Genomic DNA, 19,541 nt, shown 5'->3' with positions numbered 1-19,541 from the left:
ATGAAAAAGCAATTAATATATAGATTATTGTTAATCGCTTCTGTTCCTATGCTGCTGGCTTCTTGCTTTGCAGCTAAGGAATATGAGCGTCCTCAAGAATTGATCGATGAAACCTACTACCGCACCGATGCTATTGAGCAAGACAGCACAAATATGGCAGTGGTTTCTTGGAAAGAGTTATTTTCTGACCCTACCTTACAGTCTTATATTGAGACTGGTCTTGAGAACAATATAGACATCAGAGTCGCGGTACAACAGATTCTTGCCGCAGAGGCTTATTTTAAACAAGGTAAAGCAGGATATTTCCCTACACTTGATGCCACCGCACAATTGACGCACCAAGAGCTTTCCTCTAATAGTCAGTTTGGTGGTTTGTTCTCTTCTCTTGATCAGTATGAATTAAGCGGAAGTCTTTCTTGGGAAGCCGATATCTGGGGGAAAATCAGAAGTAATAAGCGCGCATACGGAGCGCAGTATTTGCAAACTGTAGAAGCGCACAAGGCTGTAAAAACCCAGTTGGTAGCGATGATCGCTTCCTCATATTATCAGCTTTTGGCTTTAGACGAGCAATTGCGCGTTACCGAAGAAACCATTGAAACGCGCAGCAGCAGTCTAGAAACTACTAAAGCTCTAAAAGAGGCTGGTAATGTGACCGAAGTAGGTGTTAAACAAACCGAAGCGCAACTCTATACAGCTCAAGCTTTACGAATTGATCTATTGAATCAGATACGTTTGTTAGAGAACAGTTTTTCTATTCTTTTAGCACAGCAACCGGGCGGTATCACTCGCGGAAGTTTGCGCGAGCAGCGCATAGATACTCCTTTAAAAACCGGAGTTCCTTCTCAGTTGTTAAGCAATAGACCTGACGTGCGCGCTTCAGAATTTGCACTTATCAACGCTTTTGAACTTACTAATGTAGCGCGCAGCAGCTTTTACCCCTCACTTACGTTGAGTGCGACCGGCGGTTTGCAAGCGCTACAGTTAGATCAATTGTTTGATACAAATTCGCTTTTTGCTACACTTATTGGCGGACTAACGCAGCCTATTTTTAACCGAAGAGCTATTAAAACGCAATATGAGGTGGCTCAAGCACAACAGGAGCAAGCACGCCTTCAATTTAAGCAAGCCTTGCTCACTGCTTCTCAGGAAGTTTCTGACGCGTTATACACCTATCAGGCTTCAACCGAAAAACTAGAAGTAAAACGCAACGAGTTTGAATCGTACAATACCGCTACCGAATATTCTGAAGAGCTGTTAAACAATGGTCTTGCTAATTATTTAGAGGTGTTAACCGCGCGAGAAAACGCGCTCAACTCAAGTCTTGACCTTATAGATACACGATTAACGCAACTACAATCTGTAGTTGACCTTTATGAAGCCTTAGGCGGAGGCTGGCAATAAATCTCAAATCGCCTTTCATTCCTGAATTGTAAAAAATCCGAAGTGCCTCATAGTACTTCGGATTTTTTTATGGGTGTCGCACAAGTAGATTATTACCGTAGCGGAAAGCCTTTTGCTGCCCACCACGGATGAATTTCAATCTGTAACCTTCCGGCTTGCACCATAGGGTCAAGGTTCGCCAGACTATCTGCCATCTGCTGTGTTGGGGTGTTATAAATTGTAATTCCGCGGATTTCTCCATCATCACCAAAAGGCCCAGAAATATCAGCATAGCCCAACTCATACATTTTACCTAAATGTTCTAAATGTAGGTTCTGAAGACTGTCTGCAACTTCTTTTGGCTGATCCCGATTAGGGCCGCTTTTTAAAAAAGCGATAAAATACTGCTGCATAATCACAGTATCTCTAGTCTTCTCATCAACATAATTCATCGTCAGATACCCCGCTTCTTTAAGTTCTGCTTGTAGTTCAGAAACCGTTTTGCTGTTTTCTTCCTGCAACACAGGAACTTCCTTTTCGGTTTCCTTTTCCTTACACGCCCATAAAAGCAGGCTCCAAAGCCCTATTTTAACCATAGTTTTTACTTCCATAATACAAACGGATTTTTACTGAGTTGGGAGTTGTAATAACGCGGATCTCCTGTTACCTCTTCCCCTAACCAGTCTGGTTTATTAAAATCTTCGGTAGCTGACTGCAGTTCTATCTCCGCCAGAAATAAGCCTTGGTTTTCTTCAAAAAACTCGTCTACCTCAAAGGTGTGCTGCCCCGCTTTCACGAGAAATCTCACTTTAGAAATAACTCCCGGTTCGCATAATTTGAGCAAGGCTTCGGCCTCTTCTCTGCTTATTTCTTTTTCCCACTCAAATCGCGTGGTTCCTGTGTCATCAGATTTCCCTTTAATAGTTAAAAAACCCGAGGCGTCTTTAATACGCACGCGCACGGCACGTTCAGGATTACTGTTGAGATAACCTTGTTTTATCACGTGATTTCGGAATGCTTCCGCCTTAAAAGCATCTGTTTTGACTAAAAATTTTCGTTCGATTTCAAGCATTATCAGCTATTTTTTGAATTTCATCTGAAGTGATTCGGGCGTTTTCATAGGAATTGAAACTTAAATAAAGCATCGTTTTCACTAAAGCTTCCGGTTTGATACTTCTAAACTTTTTCAACGGCCCAATCAAAAACGGATTGAGTACCTTAAATACCATAATTCCTATTTTTTCTGCAGTGCGCTTTTCCTCTCGATCTGCAGCTAGCAATGCCGGTTCTAACAAATAGGTATTATTTGGTTTTTCGGCTAAAACATCACGCTCCATCTCGCCTTTTGTTTTGTTGTAAAACACCCTACTTTCAGGATCTGCACCCAATGCCGAAATCACAACCAAGCGCTCGACACCATTGGCTACGCAAAGTTTTGCCGCCGCCAGCGGAATTCCGTAGTCGATCTTTTTGTAGGTTTCTTTATCGCTGGTTTTAGATTGCGTGGTGCCTACACAGCAAAAAACCACATCTGCCTTAAACCTATCTTGATGTTTGTCTAACTCGAACATATCAACAATATGCTCTTCTAACTTAGGGTGCTGTAAACCCGATTTACGGCGATGAAAACTGATTACCTTTTCAAAACGATCATCATCAAAAAGATGTCTCGCAAGTAGCGTGCCTGTAACGCCGGTAATACCGAGAATAAGTGCTGTTTTTTTCAAAGTCTGTATCTAAATATGAGTATACAAGGTACAATTTGATTTTATAATCGCACAAGTATCAAATGGTCGCGCAGTTTGGCTGAAGTTTTGTAGTTAAATTTGCAGAATTGATGCAAGAAACTCCTAAAAATAGAAAGATCATACACGTTGATATGGATGCGTTTTACGCTTCTGTAGAGCAATTGGACAATCCCGAATTGCGCGGAAAGCCTGTTGCCGTTGGTGGCGGCTCAGAACGGGGAGTAGTAAGTGCTGCAAGCTATGAAGCGCGTAAATTTGGTGTTCGTAGTGCGATGGCGGGTGCCCTGGCTCGTAAACTTTGCCCTGATCTTATTTTTGTAAAAACGCGTTTTGATCGTTATCGCGAGATCAGCGGGCAAATTCGAGAGGTGTTTCACGAATATACAGATCTTGTAGAACCACTTTCTCTCGATGAGGCTTATCTGGATGTCACCGAGAACAAAAAGGGAAATCCCAGCGCCACGTTGATCGCAAAGGAGATCCGTGCTAAAATCAAAGAGAGGACCGGGCTCAATGCTTCCGCAGGAATTTCTATCAACAAGTTTATTGCTAAAGTTGCCAGTGATGTCAACAAACCCAACGGACAAAAAACAGTCAATCCAGAAGAAGTGCTTCCGTTTTTAGAGGCCTTAGACATCAGAAAGTTTTATGGTGTAGGTAAGGTTACCGCCGAAAAAATGTATCAACTGGGTATTTTTACAGGAAATGACCTAAAAGGCAAAAGTCTAGAATTTTTACAGGAGAAATTTGGTAAAAGTGGAAACCACTATTACAATGTGGTGCGTGGTATTCACCTGAGCGAAGTGAAACCGCATCGCATTAGAAAATCACTAGGTGCAGAGCGTACCTTTAGCGAGAATATTTCTTCGGAAATTTTTATGCTTGAACGCCTGGAGAATATCGCTGAAGAAATAGAACGCCGACTCAAAAAATCTAATGTCGCCGGCAAAACAGTGACGCTCAAAATAAAATACAGCGATTTTACTCTGAAAACCCGAAGCAAAACACTTCAATATTACATCAGGTCTAAAGAAGTGATCTACGAGACCGCAAAAGAACTTCTGTATCAAGAAAAGATGGAAAACAGCGTGCGCTTATTAGGCATAACCTTGGCCAATTTAAATACCGAAGATAAACGCGAGAAACCCGCTGAAAAAAAGGAAATCGCCGTACAACTCAAGTTTGAATTTTAGTTGACAGCACCAATAAAAAAAGCTCTTTCCGATCAGGAAAGAGCTTTGAACTTTTAAGAGATTGGGAATAATTAATTCCCTTGAATCTCACGTACTCTAAGCGTATTTACCATACCTTTTTCACTGATAGGCATTGCCGCAAGGCTAATGACCATATCACCTACATTAAGGTAACCGCTGTCGCGAGCGATGCGGTTTACATCACGCACAGTTTCGTCGGTTGAAACAAACTTATCGTAATAAAATGCTTTAACACCCCAAAGTAAATTAAGCTGACTTAAAATATTTCGGTTTGAGGTAAAGACTAAAATATGCGCATTAGGTCTCCACGCTGAAATTTGAAATGCGGTATAACCACTGTTAGTCAGTGTGGTGATGGCTTTAGCATCAATATCATTTGCCATAAGCGCTGCGTGATAACAAATAGATTTTGTGATGTAGCGCTTAGTACGAATGTGAGGTGGGTTCTGAGGTACTTTGATCAATGGTGAATCTTCAACCTTAGCTAAGATAGAAGCCATACGCTCAATCACCTGAACAGGATATTTACCTACAGAGGTTTCTCCACTCAACATTACCGCATCTGCACCATCCATCACAGAGTTTGCAACGTCGTTCACCTCAGCGCGCGTAGGCGTAAGGCTGTCGATCATTGTTTCCATCATTTGTGTTGCGATGATTACCGGAATACGTGCTTTTTTAGCAGCAAGTACTAATTGCTTTTGAATAAGCGGAACTTCTTCAGCAGGAACTTCCACACCAAGATCACCACGCGCAACCATAAGACCATCACTATAGGCTACGATCTTATCTATATTTTTTACTGCCTCTGGCTTTTCGATCTTAGAAATGATAGGGATTTTATGCTCAGAGTGTTCTTTAATTAAATCCTGAAGCTGAATTAAATCACCTTCGTGACGCACAAAGGAAAGGGCGATCCAGTCAACCTTTTGATTGATCGCAAAAATGGCATCTTCAACATCCTTTTCGGTAAGCGCAGGAAGCGAAATATTAGTATTAGGAAGGTTTACCCCTTTTCTTGACTTTAAAGGTCCGCCTTGAATTACAACAGTCTCAACTTCGTTTTCATTATCTGTCTTTAAAACCTCAAAGATCAATTTACCGTCGTCCAGAAGTATGCGCTCTCCCTTATTTACATCGCGAGGAAAGTGCTGATAGTTCATATAAACACGCTCCTTAGTGCCTTCAAATTCTTCTTTTGTTGAAAAGATAATTTTGTCTCCCGGGTTAACTACAACTTCATCTTTCATAATCCCAACTCGCAATTTGGGACCTTGTAAATCTGCTAATATTGCTGTGTTATAACCAAACTCTTCGCTAAGGCTGCGTATCATATCTATACGCTCTTTTACCGCATCATAGTCGGCGTGAGAAAAGTTAATTCTAAAAACATCTACACCTGCTTTGATCATATTGTGAAGGACTTCCTTCTTACTGGTAGCAGGACCTAGTGTAGCAACAATTTTAGTTTTCTTTGTGTTTGACATTATTCAAAAATTAAATTTTGTTTAGATTTTAACGCGCTTACCTCAACCTCGTAAGCGGTAATTATTTGTGGTATTTGATTCAAGTGAGCAAGCAATTTTAATCTGGGAGACTTGCCGTTGTCACTCTCTATTTTTAAAAGATAATCTGCATTTTTAACTTCTGGAATCAAGTTAACTGTTTTGTAGTGCTCTGACTCAGAATCTGCAAACAAATCGCTGGTTACCAAGCGCTGTGCTTGTTTTAATTTATATTTATTAGCTATCAAAGTAAAGGTTTGATAGTTTTTTTGATCATCATATTTAAACGAGGCAAAGCTATATTTTAGTTTTTTGATATAAAAGTCAACGTCTTTTGAACTCTTTAAGTGTAAGCCCGCATATTTATTAGCCATAAAAGCAAGCCTATAATCTTCTAAAGAACAGTGTATTGCTATTAAACTAAAGTCAAAATCAAACGCATCATCTAGCAAAAGTTTGAGGGCAGCCATACTCTTAAATAAGCGTTAAATATAATCAAACTATAAGAGATATAATAGGCTTAGGCTTTATCTAAATGTAAAAATGACTAGTAGTAGCCTGCCTTTTTAGTTAAAGCGATGTACATCTATTTTATTTTGAAACACATAGTAGGCGCGCTTTGCCGCTTTTTCTTCAGCTTTCTTTTTTGAAGTTGCTCTGGCTTTTGCCACTTGTTTCTCATCTATTGACAACCGCACCGAAAAATGACGTACTACATCCTGACCAGTGTCTTCATACGTATCAAAATCAAAACTGTGCTTTTCTTTCTGACACCATTCAATAAGTAAGCTTTTGTAACTTATAACACGGCCTTCTAACTTTTCAATATCAACATAAGGATCTATCACTCGTTTGTTGATAAACTTTTTAGCATAATTATAGCCTTTATCTTGATATATTGCTCCTACGAGCGCTTCAAAAAGATTTCCGTGAATGTTGGCTCCAAAATTCTCTTTAGGAATAGCCGATTTCACCAAGCCTAACAGACCCAGATCCCGACCTAATTCATTAAGGTGCTCTCTGCTTACTACTTTAGAGCGCATTTTTGTCAAATAGCCTTCATCGCCTTTGCCCACTTCATCAAATAAATAGGCGGCAATCACAGCACCCAGCATCGCATCGCCTAAAAATTCTAGCCGCTCATAATTAAAGGCATTGCCTTTATCATCCTGAAGCGCCATAGATCTATGAGTAAATGCTTCTTCATAATGCCTTAGCGTATTTGGTTTAAAGCCTATGATTTTTTTGACGGTAACAAAAAAATTCCCGCCCTTTTCAGGACGGGAAGTAAATATGTTGCGAATTACACTCATCTGAGATTATTCGCTATACTTTTTAAATAAGACACAAGCGTTGTGACCTCCAAATCCAAAGGTATTGCTCATCGCCACATTAACCTCGCGCTTTTGTGCTTTATTAAGCGTAAGGTTTAAAGAACTATCAATGTTCTCATCAACAGTCGTGTGATTGATGGTTGGTGGCACAAGACCATGCTCCATCGCAAGGATTGAAGCAATCGCTTCAATAGCTCCTGCTGCACCTAAAAGATGCCCCGTCATTGACTTAGTTGAATTGATATTGATGTCCTTAGCGTGCTCTCCAAATACTTTGGTAATCGCTTTAAGCTCGGCCACATCTCCCAGTGGAGTTGACGTACCGTGAGTGTTTATGGCATCTACCTCTTCCGGTTTGATGTTTGCATCACGTAAGCAATTAAGCATTACGCGCTCTACACCTATTCCGTCAGGGTGCGGTGCGGTCATGTGATGTGCATCACTAGACATTCCGCCTCCTACGACCTCGGCATAAATTTTGGCGCCACGTGCTTTTGCGTGCTCATATTCTTCAAGAATAAGCGCACCGGCACCTTCACCTAAAACAAAACCGTCTCGTGTAGCGTCAAAGGGTCTTGAAGCGGTTGCGGGATCTTCATTACGGGTCGAAAGGGCATGCATTGCATTAAAACCACCCATACCCGCTTTTGTTACCGCTGCTTCACTACCTCCTGTTACAATGATATCACAATGCCCTAAACGTATGTAGTTTAGTGCATCTATCAATGCATTGGCAGATGACGCACATGCAGAAACCGTGGTATAATTTGGCCCCATAAATCCATGTTTGATCGAGATGTTACCCGGGGCAATATCTGCGATCATTTTTGGAATAAAGAAGGGGTTAAATCTAGGAGTACCATCACCTTCGGCAAAGTTTATTACTTCGTCCTGAAAAGTCTCTAGGCCGCCGATACCGGCTCCCCAAATCACACCAACTCTAAATTTATCTACGACATCAAGATCTATTCCTGCATCCTTAATCGCTTGATCAGAAGACACTAATGCATATTGTGCAAAACGGTCTAACTTTCGAGCTTCTTTTCGGTCAAAATAGTCCTGAGCGTTAAAATTTTTGAGCTCACAAGCGAATTTGGTTTTAAACTTTTCTGTGTCAAAATAAGTAATAGGAGCACAGCCGCTTTTACCTGTACTCAACCCTTCCCAATATTCTTCAATATTGTTCCCGATTGGCGTAAGCGCACCAAGACCTGTTACTACAACTCGCTTTAACTCCATATGGTAATTTGCTTTCTTCTTACTTTGCTTCTTCTATGTAGGAAATAGCTTGACCTACAGTCGCGATATTTTCTGCCTGGTCGTCTGGAATCTGAATATCAAATTCTTTTTCAAACTCCATAATAAGCTCAACTGTATCTAACGAGTCTGCTCCTAGGTCGTTTGTGAAGCTAGCTTCTGCAACAACCTCGTTCTCATCAACGCCAAGTTTATCTACGATGATGGCTTTTACTCTTGATGCAATGTCTGACATAATATTTAATTTTAAATTTTAATTAGGAGGCAAAAATAGCAAACTTTACCGTTTTACCACATTACCTATCTAAAATGTGTCGTTAATTTAAACATTTCCTCCTGAACATAAAACGCAAACTGCACTTTTAAAACAATAATAATGCGTTGTTTTGTAGTCTCGCAACACCTATAATATATGAAACGAATCATAATTTTTGCTTCTGGAAGCGGCTCTAACGCACAACGAATAACAGAGTTTTTTCAAGACCGAAAAGATGCGCAAGTTGTTCAGATTTTAAGCAATAAAAGCACTGCAAAAGTTCTTGAACGAGCAAATAATCTTAAAATTAGCGCCTTCAGTTTTAACCGAAGCGCCTTTTATGAGACAGATCAAGTTTTAAATCTTATTAAAGCTACACAGCCGGACCTGATCGTACTGGCCGGGTTTTTATGGTTATTCCCTAAAAATATTATCGCAGCCTACCCCGGCAAGATCATAAATATTCATCCGGCACTGTTGCCTGCTTATGGTGGAAAAGGTATGTACGGGGCGAACGTACACAAAGCTGTGGTAGCGGCCGGCGAAAAAGAATCTGGGATCACTATTCATGAAGTGACTGCTGAGTATGATAAAGGAGCGGTCATCTTTCAGGCTAAAACGCAATTAGAGCCTGAGGAGACCGCAGCTAGTTTAGCGACAAAAATTCACGAACTGGAATACGAGCACTTTCCGCGTGTGATCGCAGAGATTTTAGAAAACCAATAAACCACCTCAGGGCAAGCCAATGAGGCTTTGTTTAGAAACGAATGTTCAATTTCGAGGCAAGCCTCGGAGTATTAGACCCTTTGGCGGTGCCAATAACTGCATAGCGTTGAAGGGATTTCCGCCTTCGCGGAAATGAAAGAGATTGATTATTTATGGCGAAGAAAGAAAAGTTTTATGTAGTCTGGCAAGGCAAGAAACCCGGCATTTATACGTCGTGGAAAGATTGCAAAGCTATGATAGACGGTTTTGCGGGAGCACAATACAAGTCGTTTGCTACATTCCCAGAAGCTAAAGCTGCTTATAATAAAGACTACAAAGACGTAAAAGGTTCTGCTAAGAAGAAAAAAACGCTCACTGCCGAAGAAAAAGCTAAATATGGCGAACCTAATTTATATTCGATTGCTGTTGATGCAGCAAGCTCCGGCAATCCCGGCATAATGGAATATCGTGGTGTAGACACCCAAACCGGCAAGCAACTCTTTCATCAAGGTCCGTTTAAACAAGGCACTAACAATATAGGAGAGTTTCTTGCGCTCGTACACGGTCTTGCGCTACTCAAACAAAAAAACAGCGACCGCATTATTTATTCAGATTCGCGTATCGCCATTGGCTGGGTAAAAAAGAAAAAATGCAATACCAAGCTCACAGAAAATTCAAAGAATAAAGATGTGTACGATCTGGTACGTCGTGCCGAAAACTGGCTTCAAAACAACACTTATAAGACGGTAATTGTCAAATGGGAAACGAAAGCCTGGGGCGAAATTCCGGCTGATTTTGGCAGAAAATAAAAAACCTAAGATCCTATTCGTAATAGCATCAACGTAATACGAGTTCTGCTTTTAAGACAAAAGCGCACCGTAATTTTAGAAACACTCTAACGACCATAGTTTAAAATTGCATTATCAAAACTGTATATTTGCATAAAATTTTTGGATGCATAAACTGGTAATTGTAGGCACGTGTGCCTTTGATGAAATTGAATCTCCGTTTGGAAAAACCGGAAAAATTCTTGGTGGAGCCGGAACCTTCATCGGTCTAGCCGCCTCTAATTTTGAGGTTGACCAAGCGATCGTTTCTGTTGTAGGATCAGATTTCCCTCAGGAATATATTGACCTGCTTAAAAATAGAGGTATCAATATGGAAGGGCTTGAAGTTGTAAAAGACGGCAAAACCTTCTTCTGGAAAGGCCGCTACCACAACGATCTGAATTCTAGAGATACGCTTATTACAGAGCTTAATACTCTGGCCGATTTTAATCCGGTTGTTCCTGAGACTTATAAAGATGCTGAAATTGTTATGCTGGGTAACTTACACCCGCTCGTTCAGCTTTCTGTATTAGATCAAATGAACAAAAAACCTAAGCTTGCCATTCTAGACACTATGAACTTCTGGATGGATAGCGCTCTTGAAGATCTTAAGAAAGTGATTGCTCGTGTAGATGTGATCACAATAAATGATGAAGAAGCGCGCCAGCTAAGTGGAGAGTATTCTTTAGTAACTGCAGCACAGAAAATCTCAGCAATGGGACCTCGCTTTGTGGTTATAAAAAAAGGAGAACACGGTGCATTACTTTTTGAAGAGGATAAAATTTTCTTTGCTCCGGCTTTGCCGCTTGAAGAAGTTTTTGACCCTACAGGCGCGGGCGACACCTTTGCCGGCGGTTTTGCCGGTTATTTAACCAGTACCGGAGACCTTTCTTTTGAAAATATGAAAAGAGCAATCATACACGGTTCTAACCTCGCATCGTTTTGCGTAGAGAAATTTGGAACCGAGCGTATGCAAAATTTAAAACCCGAAGAAATCGAAAAGCGTTTGCTGAAATTTAAAGCCTTAACGCAATTTAATTTAGACCTATAAAACAACGCGCGCCCTCTTCTTAACCAGAAGGGGGCGCAAACATTTAAACAAGCTATGAGTGACGCAATAAAGCACGAATGCGGAATTTCAGTAATACGTCTTTTAAAACCCCTAGAGTATTATAAAGAAAAATATGGCACTGCATTTTATGGTGTAAATAAAATGTACCTAATGATGGAAAAACAGCACAACCGTGGTCAGGATGGTGCAGGTTTTGCCAGCATAAAATTAGATATGGAGCCTGGAGAGCGTTATATAAGCAGACAACGCTCTATTGCGCAACAGCCTATTCAGGATATTTTTGCGCAAATAAATTCGAGAATCAATCAGGTTTTGTTAGAAAACCCGGAGTATGCAGATGATGTTGCTTTGCAAAAAAGACACGTTCCGTATGTGGGCGAACTGCTTTTAGGTCACGTGCGCTACGGTACTTTTGGTAAAAATAGTGTAGAGAGTGTTCACCCATTTTTACGTCAAAATAACTGGATGCACCGTAACCTTATCGTTGCCGGTAACTTTAATATGACCAATGTTTTTAAGCTTTTTAATAAGCTTGTAGAGCTCGGTCAGCACCCAAAAGAGAAAGCAGACACCATCACCGTGATGGAAAAAATAGGCCATTTTCTCGATGACGCGGTAGCTAAGATTTATAAGAAATTAAAAAAAGAAGGTTTCTCTAAATTTGAAGCTTCTCCTCAAATTGCAGAGCGTCTTAACATTGCAAAAATTCTAAAGAAAGCGTCAAAAGAATGGGATGGTGGTTATGCGATGGCTGGTCTTTTAGGTCATGGCGATGCCTTTGTATTGAGAGACCCTTCAGGGATTCGCCCGGCGTATTATTATAAAGACGACGAGGTTGTTGTAGTTGCCAGTGAGCGCCCAGTGATTCAGACTGTTTTTAATGCGAAATTTGAAGACGTAAAAGAGCTTGATCCCGGTCACGCAATGATCATTAAAAAGAGCGGAAAAACTTCGATTGAAAAGATTCAGGAGCCACACGAGCGTAAAGCATGCTCCTTTGAACGCATCTATTTTTCGAGAGGTAGTGATGCCGAAATTTACCAAGAGCGAAAAGAATTAGGTAGATTATTGATGCCTGAAGTGCTCAAGCATATTGATCACGACACGCAGAACAGTGTGTTTAGTTATATTCCTAATACAGCCGAAACTTCATTCTACGGAATGGTTGAAGCCGCTCAAGCCGAATTAGACAAGCAGAAAGCCGCAGAAATTTTAGAACGTAGAAACGAATTAGACAAGCAAGGGCTTGAAGCGATTCTGTCTAAAAAATTGCGCACTGAAAAAATCGCAATAAAAGACGTAAAATTACGCACCTTTATTACCGAAGACAGCAGTAGAGACGATCTTGTAGCACACGTATATGACGTGACTTATGGTGTGGTTAAAGAGTCTGACAATCTTGTGATTATTGACGACAGTATCGTACGCGGTACTACACTTAAAAAGAGTATTATAAAAATGCTTTCTCGTCTAAACCCTAAGAAGATTGTAGTGGTTTCTTCTGCGCCGCAAATTCGTTATCCGGATTGCTACGGAATTGATATGGCTAAACTTCAAGACTTCATTGCCTTTAGAGCTGCTATTGATTTGCTCAAAGAAAATGGTAAAGAAGAGATCATCAATCAGGTTTATGAGAAATGTGTAAGTCAGGTTGATTTTGAAGATGTAGATGTAATTAACTATGTCAAAGAAATTTATGAACCCTTTACAGATGAAGAAATTTCTAATAAAATTGCTGAGCTTTTAAAAGATGAAACCATCGCTCCAGAGGTTAGCGTGATTTATCAAAAAGTAAGCGATTTGCATAAGGCGTGCCCTAAGAATCTGGGCGACTGGTACTTTACAGGAGATTACCCTACCGTAGGAGGAAATCGTGTGGTAAACCGTGCTTTTATCAATTATGTAGAAGGAAATTTAAAGAGAGCGTATTAAACAGGCGCTTTAACTAATAATTCAGCACTTTATCTAAAAGATTTGGTTGCATCCCGCAACATATAATATTTTAGTGACTGCCATAACATAAGTAGGTTAAGTTCATGGTAGATTTGGGGCAAAAAAGGTGGATTTTTTCCACCTTTTTTATTTGTACCAAATCGGGGTGGCGAGCATCAATCTGAATTAAAAAATTCCTTCACTAACCGAAAACAATTCTTGCTCTCATAATGCCAAACGTACGCTGCGAGCCGTTTACACTCCTTGAGATTTCCACCTTTTTTATTTGCACCAAATCGGGGTGGCGAGCATCAATCTAAATAATAGAATACCTAAACTAGCGGAAAACAATTCTTACTCTAGTAGTACTAAACCTACGCTGCGAGCCGTTTTTACTCCTTGCGATTTTCCACCTTTTTAGGGTGGCGAGCTATCATCTGAATAAAAGAATTCCTAAACAAACTGAAAATAATTGCTACTCTAGTAATGTCGAACCTGCGCCGCGAGCCGTTTTCACTCCTTGAGATTTTTCACCTTTTTTTTGGCACCATCAAAGGGTTTAATACTATCACCCGTTAAGTATTGGGATACCTCGAAATTGAAAATTTATTTCAAAGAATAAACACTAATATATCTTGATAGCACCAATAAAAAAAGCCCGGATAACCGGGCTTTTCATCAGAAACTTAGTGCTTCTTACTTATTTTGTGCATATCTGCTAGAAACTTCTTTCCAGTTGATTACATTAAAAAACGCGTCAATATATGCAGGACGCTGGTTTTGATACTTTAAATAGTATGCGTGTTCCCAAACATCAATACCTAAAATTGGAGTACCTCCGCAACCTACTTCAGGCATTAGCGGATTGTCTTGGTTAGGCGTTGAGCAAACCTCTACTTTACCACCTTCGTGAACACAAAGCCAAGCCCATCCTGAACCAAATTGAGTACCTGCTGCACTACTGAATTTATCTTTGAACGCTTCAAAAGAACCAAAAGCAGCATCAATAGCTTCTGCCAATTCTCCTGTAGGCTCTCCGCCTCCGTCTGGAGACATTACTTCCCAAAATAGGCTATGGTTGTAAAAACCACCACCATTGTTGCGCACTGCGCTATTGGTCATATCAAGATTTATCAGGATGTTCTCAATAGTTTTTCCTTCTAAATCAGTTCCTTCAATTGCTGCGTTTAATTTGCTTGTATATCCAGCATGATGCTTGTCATGATGAATTTCCATAGTTTTTGAATCAATATGCGGCTCTAAAGCATCTTTCGCATATTTTAATTCTGGAAGTTGAAAAGACATATTTTAATATTTTTTCGTTAATAGAATAGTTGATAATCAAAGATAAGACTTCATACGCCTTATCTAAAGCTTAGCGTGTTATAATAGTCTTAAGGTTTTGTACTATTCTAATTTTATTTGTGTAATTCTTTTCTCTACAAACAAAATTTTCTCAGACAGAAAATATTAACTTGACCTAATGCAAGATCATCATTCTATCTCTGTTTATAACGCCTCTGCCGGCGCAGGTAAAACTTTTGCGCTCGTCAAAAATTACCTCACCATTCTTTTTAGCAGTAAAAACGACTTTAAATACAGGCGCATTCTGGCCATTACCTTCACCAATAAAGCGGTGGCCGAAATGAAGCTTCGAATTATTGAAAATCTAGAAGCTTTTGCTCAAAGTGATGAGCAAATTGAAGAAGATGCGATGTTTAACGCCATTGTTGAAGCCACCGGTCTTGCTCCGGAGGAAATTCAGCTTAAAGCAAAACGTATTTTAAAACATATTGTTCAAGATTACGCTTCTTTTGACGTGGTGACTATTGATAATTTTACGCACCGCATCATTCGCACATTTGCTTACGATTTAAAAATTCCACAGAATTTTGAAGTCGAATTGAACACTCAAGACATCTTAGAACAAGCTGTAGATAACCTTATTGATAAAGCCGGTAGGGATCAGTTGATCACCAATGTACTCTTGGACTTTGCCTTTGAAAAAATAGATAATGACAAAAGCTGGGACATCTCTAGAGACTTTTATGAGATCAGTAAACTTTTGCTCAGCGAAAACGACCGCGAGTATCTAAAGAAAATTCAGTCAAGGTCCTTGAAAGATTTTGCTGCTTTAAAGAAGCATTTCAATACTTCCCGAAATGAGAAATTAAAAGTAATCGTTGATAAAGCACAGCGCTTGCTGCAGTTTATTGCTGAAAACCAATTAGAGCACGCTCATTTCACGAGAAAATATTTACCCAACACACTCAGCAAAATAGCTGAAGCTGATTTTAACGTGAATTTTGATACGAAATGGGTGCAAAATTTAGGGCAAGAACCTTTATATACAAAGACCCAAAAGGAAGGCATCAAGGCTATTTTAGACCAAATTGCACCAGAAATCACCTTACAGTTTAATGCAATAAAGGCGTTGATCCTTCAGCTGAAATTAGAAGACGAACTTTACAAAAAAATCACGCCGTTATCTGTACTGCAAAGTATTCAGCAAGAAGTGGAAAAGATCAAATCTGCAAATAATTTGGTTTTGATCTCAGATTTCAACGAACTCATACATAAAAATATAGCGAATCAACCCACACCTTTTATTTACGAGCGCTTAGGAGAACGTTATGAAAATTATTTTATAGATGAATTTCAGGACACTTCGGTTTTACAATGGTCTAACATAGTGCCTCTGATAGACAATGCCCTTAGTACCGCTCAAACCGAAACACTTGCTAATAGCCTGATGATCGTTGGCGATCCTAAACAAGCTATTTATCGCTGGCGCGGTGGTGAAGCTGAGCAATTTATAAGTCTCTCAAAAAATGAGAATAATCCCTTTCAGAATCAAGATAAAAAAACCATTACCCTTCCCCATAATTACCGCAGTTATGATCAGGTGATCGATTTTAATAATTCGTTTTTTACTCAAGTGGCAAACAACTTTGCCTATCCGGAATATAAAGAGCTCTATCTATCAGGTAATTCCCAAAAATACAATCATCGTAAAGGAGGTTATGTGTCAATAAATTTCATTGAAGCTGACAAATCCGAAGAAGCAAAACCTTTATATCTGGACGAGGTAGTAAAAACAGTAAACAGTTGTGTTGAACATGGGTTTGAATTACACGAACTGTGCATATTAGTTCGTCGCAACGCAGAAGGAATTGAAATCGCACAACGCTTACAAGAAGAAAATATCCCGGTGATCTCCAGTGAAAGCTTATTGCTGAAACAATCACCACAAGTTCAATTTATTGTTGATGTTTTACATTATACCGTAGAGCCGAATTCAAAGGCCATAAGCATTAAAATATTGACCTTTTTGGCCGAAAACTATTTTGATCTTGAAGATAGTCATACGTTTTATAAAAACCATTTAGAATCAAACGGCGCAGCTCTTTTTAATCAAATTTTCCCTGCTACTTCGCGGTTTGATTTTGAGCAATGTGCGTTGCTTCCTATTTATGAATCTGCAGAGTATATCATCAGGGCCTTTGATCTTCATCAAAAAGGCGGAGCCTATCTTCAGTTTTTCTTAGATGCTGTCTATGATTTTTCTCAAAAGCATTCGGGCGGAATTCCAGAATTCATCACGTGGTGGGACCGAAAGCAAGATAAATTGAGCATAAGCACTCCGCCCGCATCCCAAGCGGTACAAATTATGACCATTCATAAAAGTAAAGGTTTAGAGTTTCCGGTGGTAATTTACCCTTTTGCTCACACCGAATTGTATGATAACCGCTCAGACACCTACAATTGGTATCTGCCGGAACCAGAAGAATTCTTAGGCTTTGAGGCTTTATTAATTGGTCAAAAAGCAGAGCTCTCCTCCTATAATGAGCAAACCGCAATGTTGTATGAATATAAGCGTATGCAGCAACAACTGGACACCATTAATGTCTTATATGTCGCACTCACGCGAAGTGTAGAGCAACTGCACATCATTACCAAAACCAGTAAAACCAAGGGAGAACCAAAGAATTTCTCTGATCTGTTTATTCAATTTCTAGAACAGCAACAGCTCTTTGATAGCAATCAAAACGTTTACACATTTGGAAGCGCTTCTCGCGTTTCTCAACCGAAGCGTTTAAAACAAGATGCTGCGTTTCTTGATTTAATAAGTACTGCGAAGGAAGATCATAATCTAGCGATTGTAACTCAAGCTGAAGCCCTGTGGGATTTTGAAAGAAAGGAAGCCATAACTTTTGGAAACATTATTCACGAACTGATGGCTGACATAAAATCTGAAGCAGATATTGAAATCGCCATCAAACGGGCACTCACCAGAGGAATGATTGAAAACGATCAAAAAGAAACCTTGCAGGCACAGCTACATCGTCTTATTTCAGACTTAAAAGCGCACGGATTTTTTGATCACAGGCATACTGTTTTAAACGAGCGCGCTATACATTTAGAAGGTCAGATGATACGACCTGATCGTGTAGAAATTGATAAAAACAATAATGTTTGGCTGCTGGATTATAAGACCGGAAGCCCTAACATTTCGCATAAGGATCAATTAGAATTATATGTAAAAAGCTTGCAAAAAATGGGACTTCACATTAAAAAGAAAGCTATAATTTACTTAAATGCACCAGAATCTGTAGTGTCGATTTAACAATTTATAAGTATTCCTACAAAGTAAATCGCTCATTTTCAACATCATCCACACCCGAGCTTAACTCTCTTATTTTTAGGCATTAAGGATGTAAATCCACATTAAAATTACTATGAACTTCTGTTTAACAGCTATTTGTGCTTGGGTATTACTCACAATAAAGGTTTAATAAAACTTTATCACTTGTCGTTTTGTCGGTAGATTTTAACAAACTACTTTTACCCCGATAATTGTTAACACAACCAAACCGATATGATTAGAAATACAAGTTTGCTACTTATACTTGTTGCTTTATTTGCGGGTTCACAAAACGCAACAGCACAAGACGAAAATAATCCTTGGTATTTAAGTGTTGGTGTAAATGCAGTCGATACATACCCTGTATGGCCTGGAGAACGCCCAACGACCGGAGGATTCCCAAATGAATTTTACAATGTTGATGATCACTGGAATATTCTTCCTTCGATTTCTACAATTTACGTAGGCCGCTACATTGGAAGCGGTTTTACTTTTGGAGTAAGAGGTTCTCTTAATAAGATTGAAAAATTAGGAGACGCTCCAGCTAACGACCTTGCATACTACGCAGTTGATGGTATGTTCTCTTACAGTTTTAAAGATTTACTTTTTGGAGAGGACAGCTGGTTTGACCCATACCTAGGCGGTGGTGGTGGTTACGTGTTTATTGGTGATATGCCAAGCCACGGAACTTTAAACGGTACAGCCGGATTAAAACTCTGGTTAAGCGACAACTTCAACATTAACCTTTCATCTACTTACAAACACGCAATGGAAGGGTACTATACCAGACATATGCAGCACACTGCAGGTATAGGTTTCTCTTTTGGCGGAACTGATACTGATGGTGACGGAATTTATGATGACGTAGATGAGTGTCCTGATACTCCAGGTTTAGAAGAGTTTAATGGATGTCCTGATACTGACGGTGACGGAATTAAAGATTCTGAAGATGCTTGTCCTGAAGTTGCTGGTCTTCCAGAATTTAACGGATGTCCTGATTCTGATGGTGATGGTATAGCTGATCCAGAAGATGAGTGTCCAGATGTTGCTGGTATTGCTGCTTTAAACGGATGTCCTGACGCTGATGGCGACGGAGTTAAAGATTCTGAAGATGAGTGTCCTAACGAAGCAGGTCCTGCTGAGAACAATGGTTGCCCTTATGAAGATCAAGATAACGATGGTGTTTTAGACAAAGATGATGAGTGCCCAACTGTACCAGGAACTGTTGCAAATAATGGTTGTCCAGAAGTAACTGTTGAAGTACTTGAAGAAATCAATGTTCAAGTAAGAACTGTATTGTTTGACTTGAATAAAGCAACCATTAGAGCTGAGTCTTACGAAACTTTAAATGCAGTTGCAGAAACTATGAAAGAATATCCTAATACGAGATTCTTAATAGAAGGTCATACTGACAGCCAAGGTTCTGATGCTTATAACTTGAAACTTTCAGATGAAAGAGCTGCTTCAGTTAAAGATTATTTAATTAAACAAGGTTTACCTGCATCACGATTATCTTCAGAAGGATTTGGAGAATCTAAGCCGGTTGCAACTAATGCTACTGCCGCTGGTAGACAGCAAAATAGACGTGTAGAACTTTCACTTATAGAATAATGTAAAACAACTGTTATAATTCTAGCAACAGATTCAGGTCTAAAATGATTCAATT

General features: G+C 39.6%; 17 protein-coding genes. 8 read left to right on the top strand and 9 right to left on the bottom strand.

Features of this window, described 5'->3' with window-relative positions:
• Positions 1-1,401, top strand: a complete 1,401-nt coding sequence (locus HCN54_RS15310) for an efflux transporter outer membrane subunit (RefSeq protein ID WP_167598469.1) — start codon at positions 1-3, stop codon at positions 1,399-1,401.
• A 92-nt stretch (positions 1,402-1,493) separates the two neighbouring features.
• On the opposite strand, the gene HCN54_RS15305 is transcribed toward HCN54_RS15310, so the two are convergent.
• Genes HCN54_RS15305 through HCN54_RS15295 form a run of 3 tightly spaced genes read right to left on the bottom strand, consistent with a single transcriptional unit; the run spans position 1,494 to position 3,107 of the window.
• Positions 1,494-1,991 (bottom strand): YciI family protein, encoded by a 498-nt coding sequence (locus HCN54_RS15305; RefSeq protein WP_167598468.1) that lies wholly within the window; start codon positions 1,989-1,991, stop codon positions 1,494-1,496.
• Positions 1,982-2,452, bottom strand: coding sequence for a CYTH domain-containing protein (locus HCN54_RS15300; RefSeq protein WP_167598467.1), 471 nt, complete (start codon positions 2,450-2,452; stop codon positions 1,982-1,984). The genes HCN54_RS15305 and HCN54_RS15300 overlap by 10 nt, the downstream gene beginning before the upstream one ends.
• Positions 2,445-3,107 (bottom strand): NAD(P)H-binding protein, encoded by a 663-nt coding sequence (locus HCN54_RS15295; RefSeq protein ID WP_167598466.1) that lies wholly within the window; start codon positions 3,105-3,107, stop codon positions 2,445-2,447. Before HCN54_RS15295 ends, HCN54_RS15300 begins: the two co-directional genes overlap by 8 nt.
• 110 nt (positions 3,108-3,217) lie before the next feature.
• On the opposite strand from HCN54_RS15295, the gene dinB reads away from it, so the two are divergent.
• Entirely contained in the window at positions 3,218-4,321 is a 1,104-nt protein-coding gene (gene dinB / locus HCN54_RS15290) for a DNA polymerase IV (protein WP_167598935.1), read from the top strand.
• 71 nt (positions 4,322-4,392) lie between these two features.
• Here the strand turns inward: dinB and pyk are convergent, their stop codons facing one another.
• The 5 genes from pyk to HCN54_RS15265 form a co-directional block, all read right to left on the bottom strand.
• Positions 4,393-5,829, bottom strand: coding sequence for a pyruvate kinase (pyk, locus tag HCN54_RS15285; RefSeq protein ID WP_072981033.1), 1,437 nt, complete (start codon positions 5,827-5,829; stop codon positions 4,393-4,395).
• Positions 5,829-6,317: an IPExxxVDY family protein gene (locus HCN54_RS15280; protein ID WP_167598465.1), complete on the bottom strand. Its 489-nt coding sequence runs from the start codon at positions 6,315-6,317 to the stop codon at positions 5,829-5,831. The genes pyk and HCN54_RS15280 overlap by 1 nt, the downstream gene beginning before the upstream one ends.
• A gap of 96 nt (positions 6,318-6,413) precedes the next feature.
• On the bottom strand, positions 6,414-7,160 hold the full coding sequence (gene rnc, locus HCN54_RS15275) for a ribonuclease III (RefSeq protein WP_072981031.1): 747 nt from the start codon (positions 7,158-7,160) through the stop codon (positions 6,414-6,416).
• A gap of 6 nt (positions 7,161-7,166) precedes the next feature.
• Entirely contained in the window at positions 7,167-8,420 is a 1,254-nt protein-coding gene (gene fabF / locus HCN54_RS15270; protein WP_072981030.1) for a beta-ketoacyl-ACP synthase II, read from the bottom strand.
• A gap of 19 nt (positions 8,421-8,439) precedes the next feature.
• On the bottom strand, positions 8,440-8,673 hold the full coding sequence (locus tag HCN54_RS15265; protein WP_009778413.1) for an acyl carrier protein: 234 nt from the start codon (positions 8,671-8,673) through the stop codon (positions 8,440-8,442).
• A 177-nt stretch (positions 8,674-8,850) separates the two neighbouring features.
• Here HCN54_RS15265 and HCN54_RS15260 point away from each other — a divergent pair, with 177 nt between their 5' ends.
• The 4 genes from HCN54_RS15260 to HCN54_RS15245 all read left to right on the top strand — a co-directional run bounded on the left by HCN54_RS15260 (position 8,851) and on the right by HCN54_RS15245 (position 13,230).
• The gene (locus HCN54_RS15260; protein WP_167598464.1) at positions 8,851-9,420 is read left to right on the top strand and encodes a phosphoribosylglycinamide formyltransferase; all 570 of its coding nucleotides are present in this window, start codon (positions 8,851-8,853) and stop codon (positions 9,418-9,420) included.
• A gap of 152 nt (positions 9,421-9,572) precedes the next feature.
• A complete protein-coding gene (locus HCN54_RS15255) occupies positions 9,573-10,208 on the top strand; it encodes a viroplasmin family protein (RefSeq protein ID WP_167598463.1) in 636 nt (211 codons plus the stop codon).
• A 145-nt stretch (positions 10,209-10,353) separates the two neighbouring features.
• Complete coding sequence (locus tag HCN54_RS15250; RefSeq protein ID WP_167598462.1) at positions 10,354-11,277, top strand: PfkB family carbohydrate kinase; 924 nt, start codon at positions 10,354-10,356, stop codon at positions 11,275-11,277.
• A 54-nt stretch (positions 11,278-11,331) separates the two neighbouring features.
• On the top strand, positions 11,332-13,230 hold the full coding sequence (locus tag HCN54_RS15245) for an amidophosphoribosyltransferase (protein ID WP_072981026.1): 1,899 nt from the start codon (positions 11,332-11,334) through the stop codon (positions 13,228-13,230).
• Between the two features lie 696 nt (positions 13,231-13,926).
• On the opposite strand, the gene HCN54_RS15240 is transcribed toward HCN54_RS15245, so the two are convergent.
• Positions 13,927-14,535: a superoxide dismutase gene (locus tag HCN54_RS15240; protein WP_072981024.1), complete on the bottom strand. Its 609-nt coding sequence runs from the start codon at positions 14,533-14,535 to the stop codon at positions 13,927-13,929.
• Positions 14,536-14,713: 178 nt separating this feature from the next.
• Between HCN54_RS15240 and HCN54_RS15235 the strand changes: the two genes are divergently transcribed.
• Together HCN54_RS15235 and HCN54_RS15230 are read left to right on the top strand one after the other, a co-directional pair.
• On the top strand, positions 14,714-17,857 hold the full coding sequence (locus HCN54_RS15235) for a UvrD-helicase domain-containing protein (protein ID WP_167598461.1): 3,144 nt from the start codon (positions 14,714-14,716) through the stop codon (positions 17,855-17,857).
• 255 nt (positions 17,858-18,112) lie between these two features.
• On the top strand, positions 18,113-19,486 hold the full coding sequence (locus HCN54_RS15230; protein WP_167598934.1) for an OmpA family protein: 1,374 nt from the start codon (positions 18,113-18,115) through the stop codon (positions 19,484-19,486).
• Positions 19,487-19,541 lie beyond the last annotated feature (55 nt).

It is taken from the genome of Leeuwenhoekiella sp. ZYFB001 (assembly GCF_011784865.1).
Classification (GTDB): domain Bacteria; phylum Bacteroidota; class Bacteroidia; order Flavobacteriales; family Flavobacteriaceae; genus Leeuwenhoekiella; species Leeuwenhoekiella palythoae.
The sequence above is the reverse complement of the archived record's forward strand: the minus strand, read 5'-3'. Positions and strand labels throughout refer to the sequence as shown.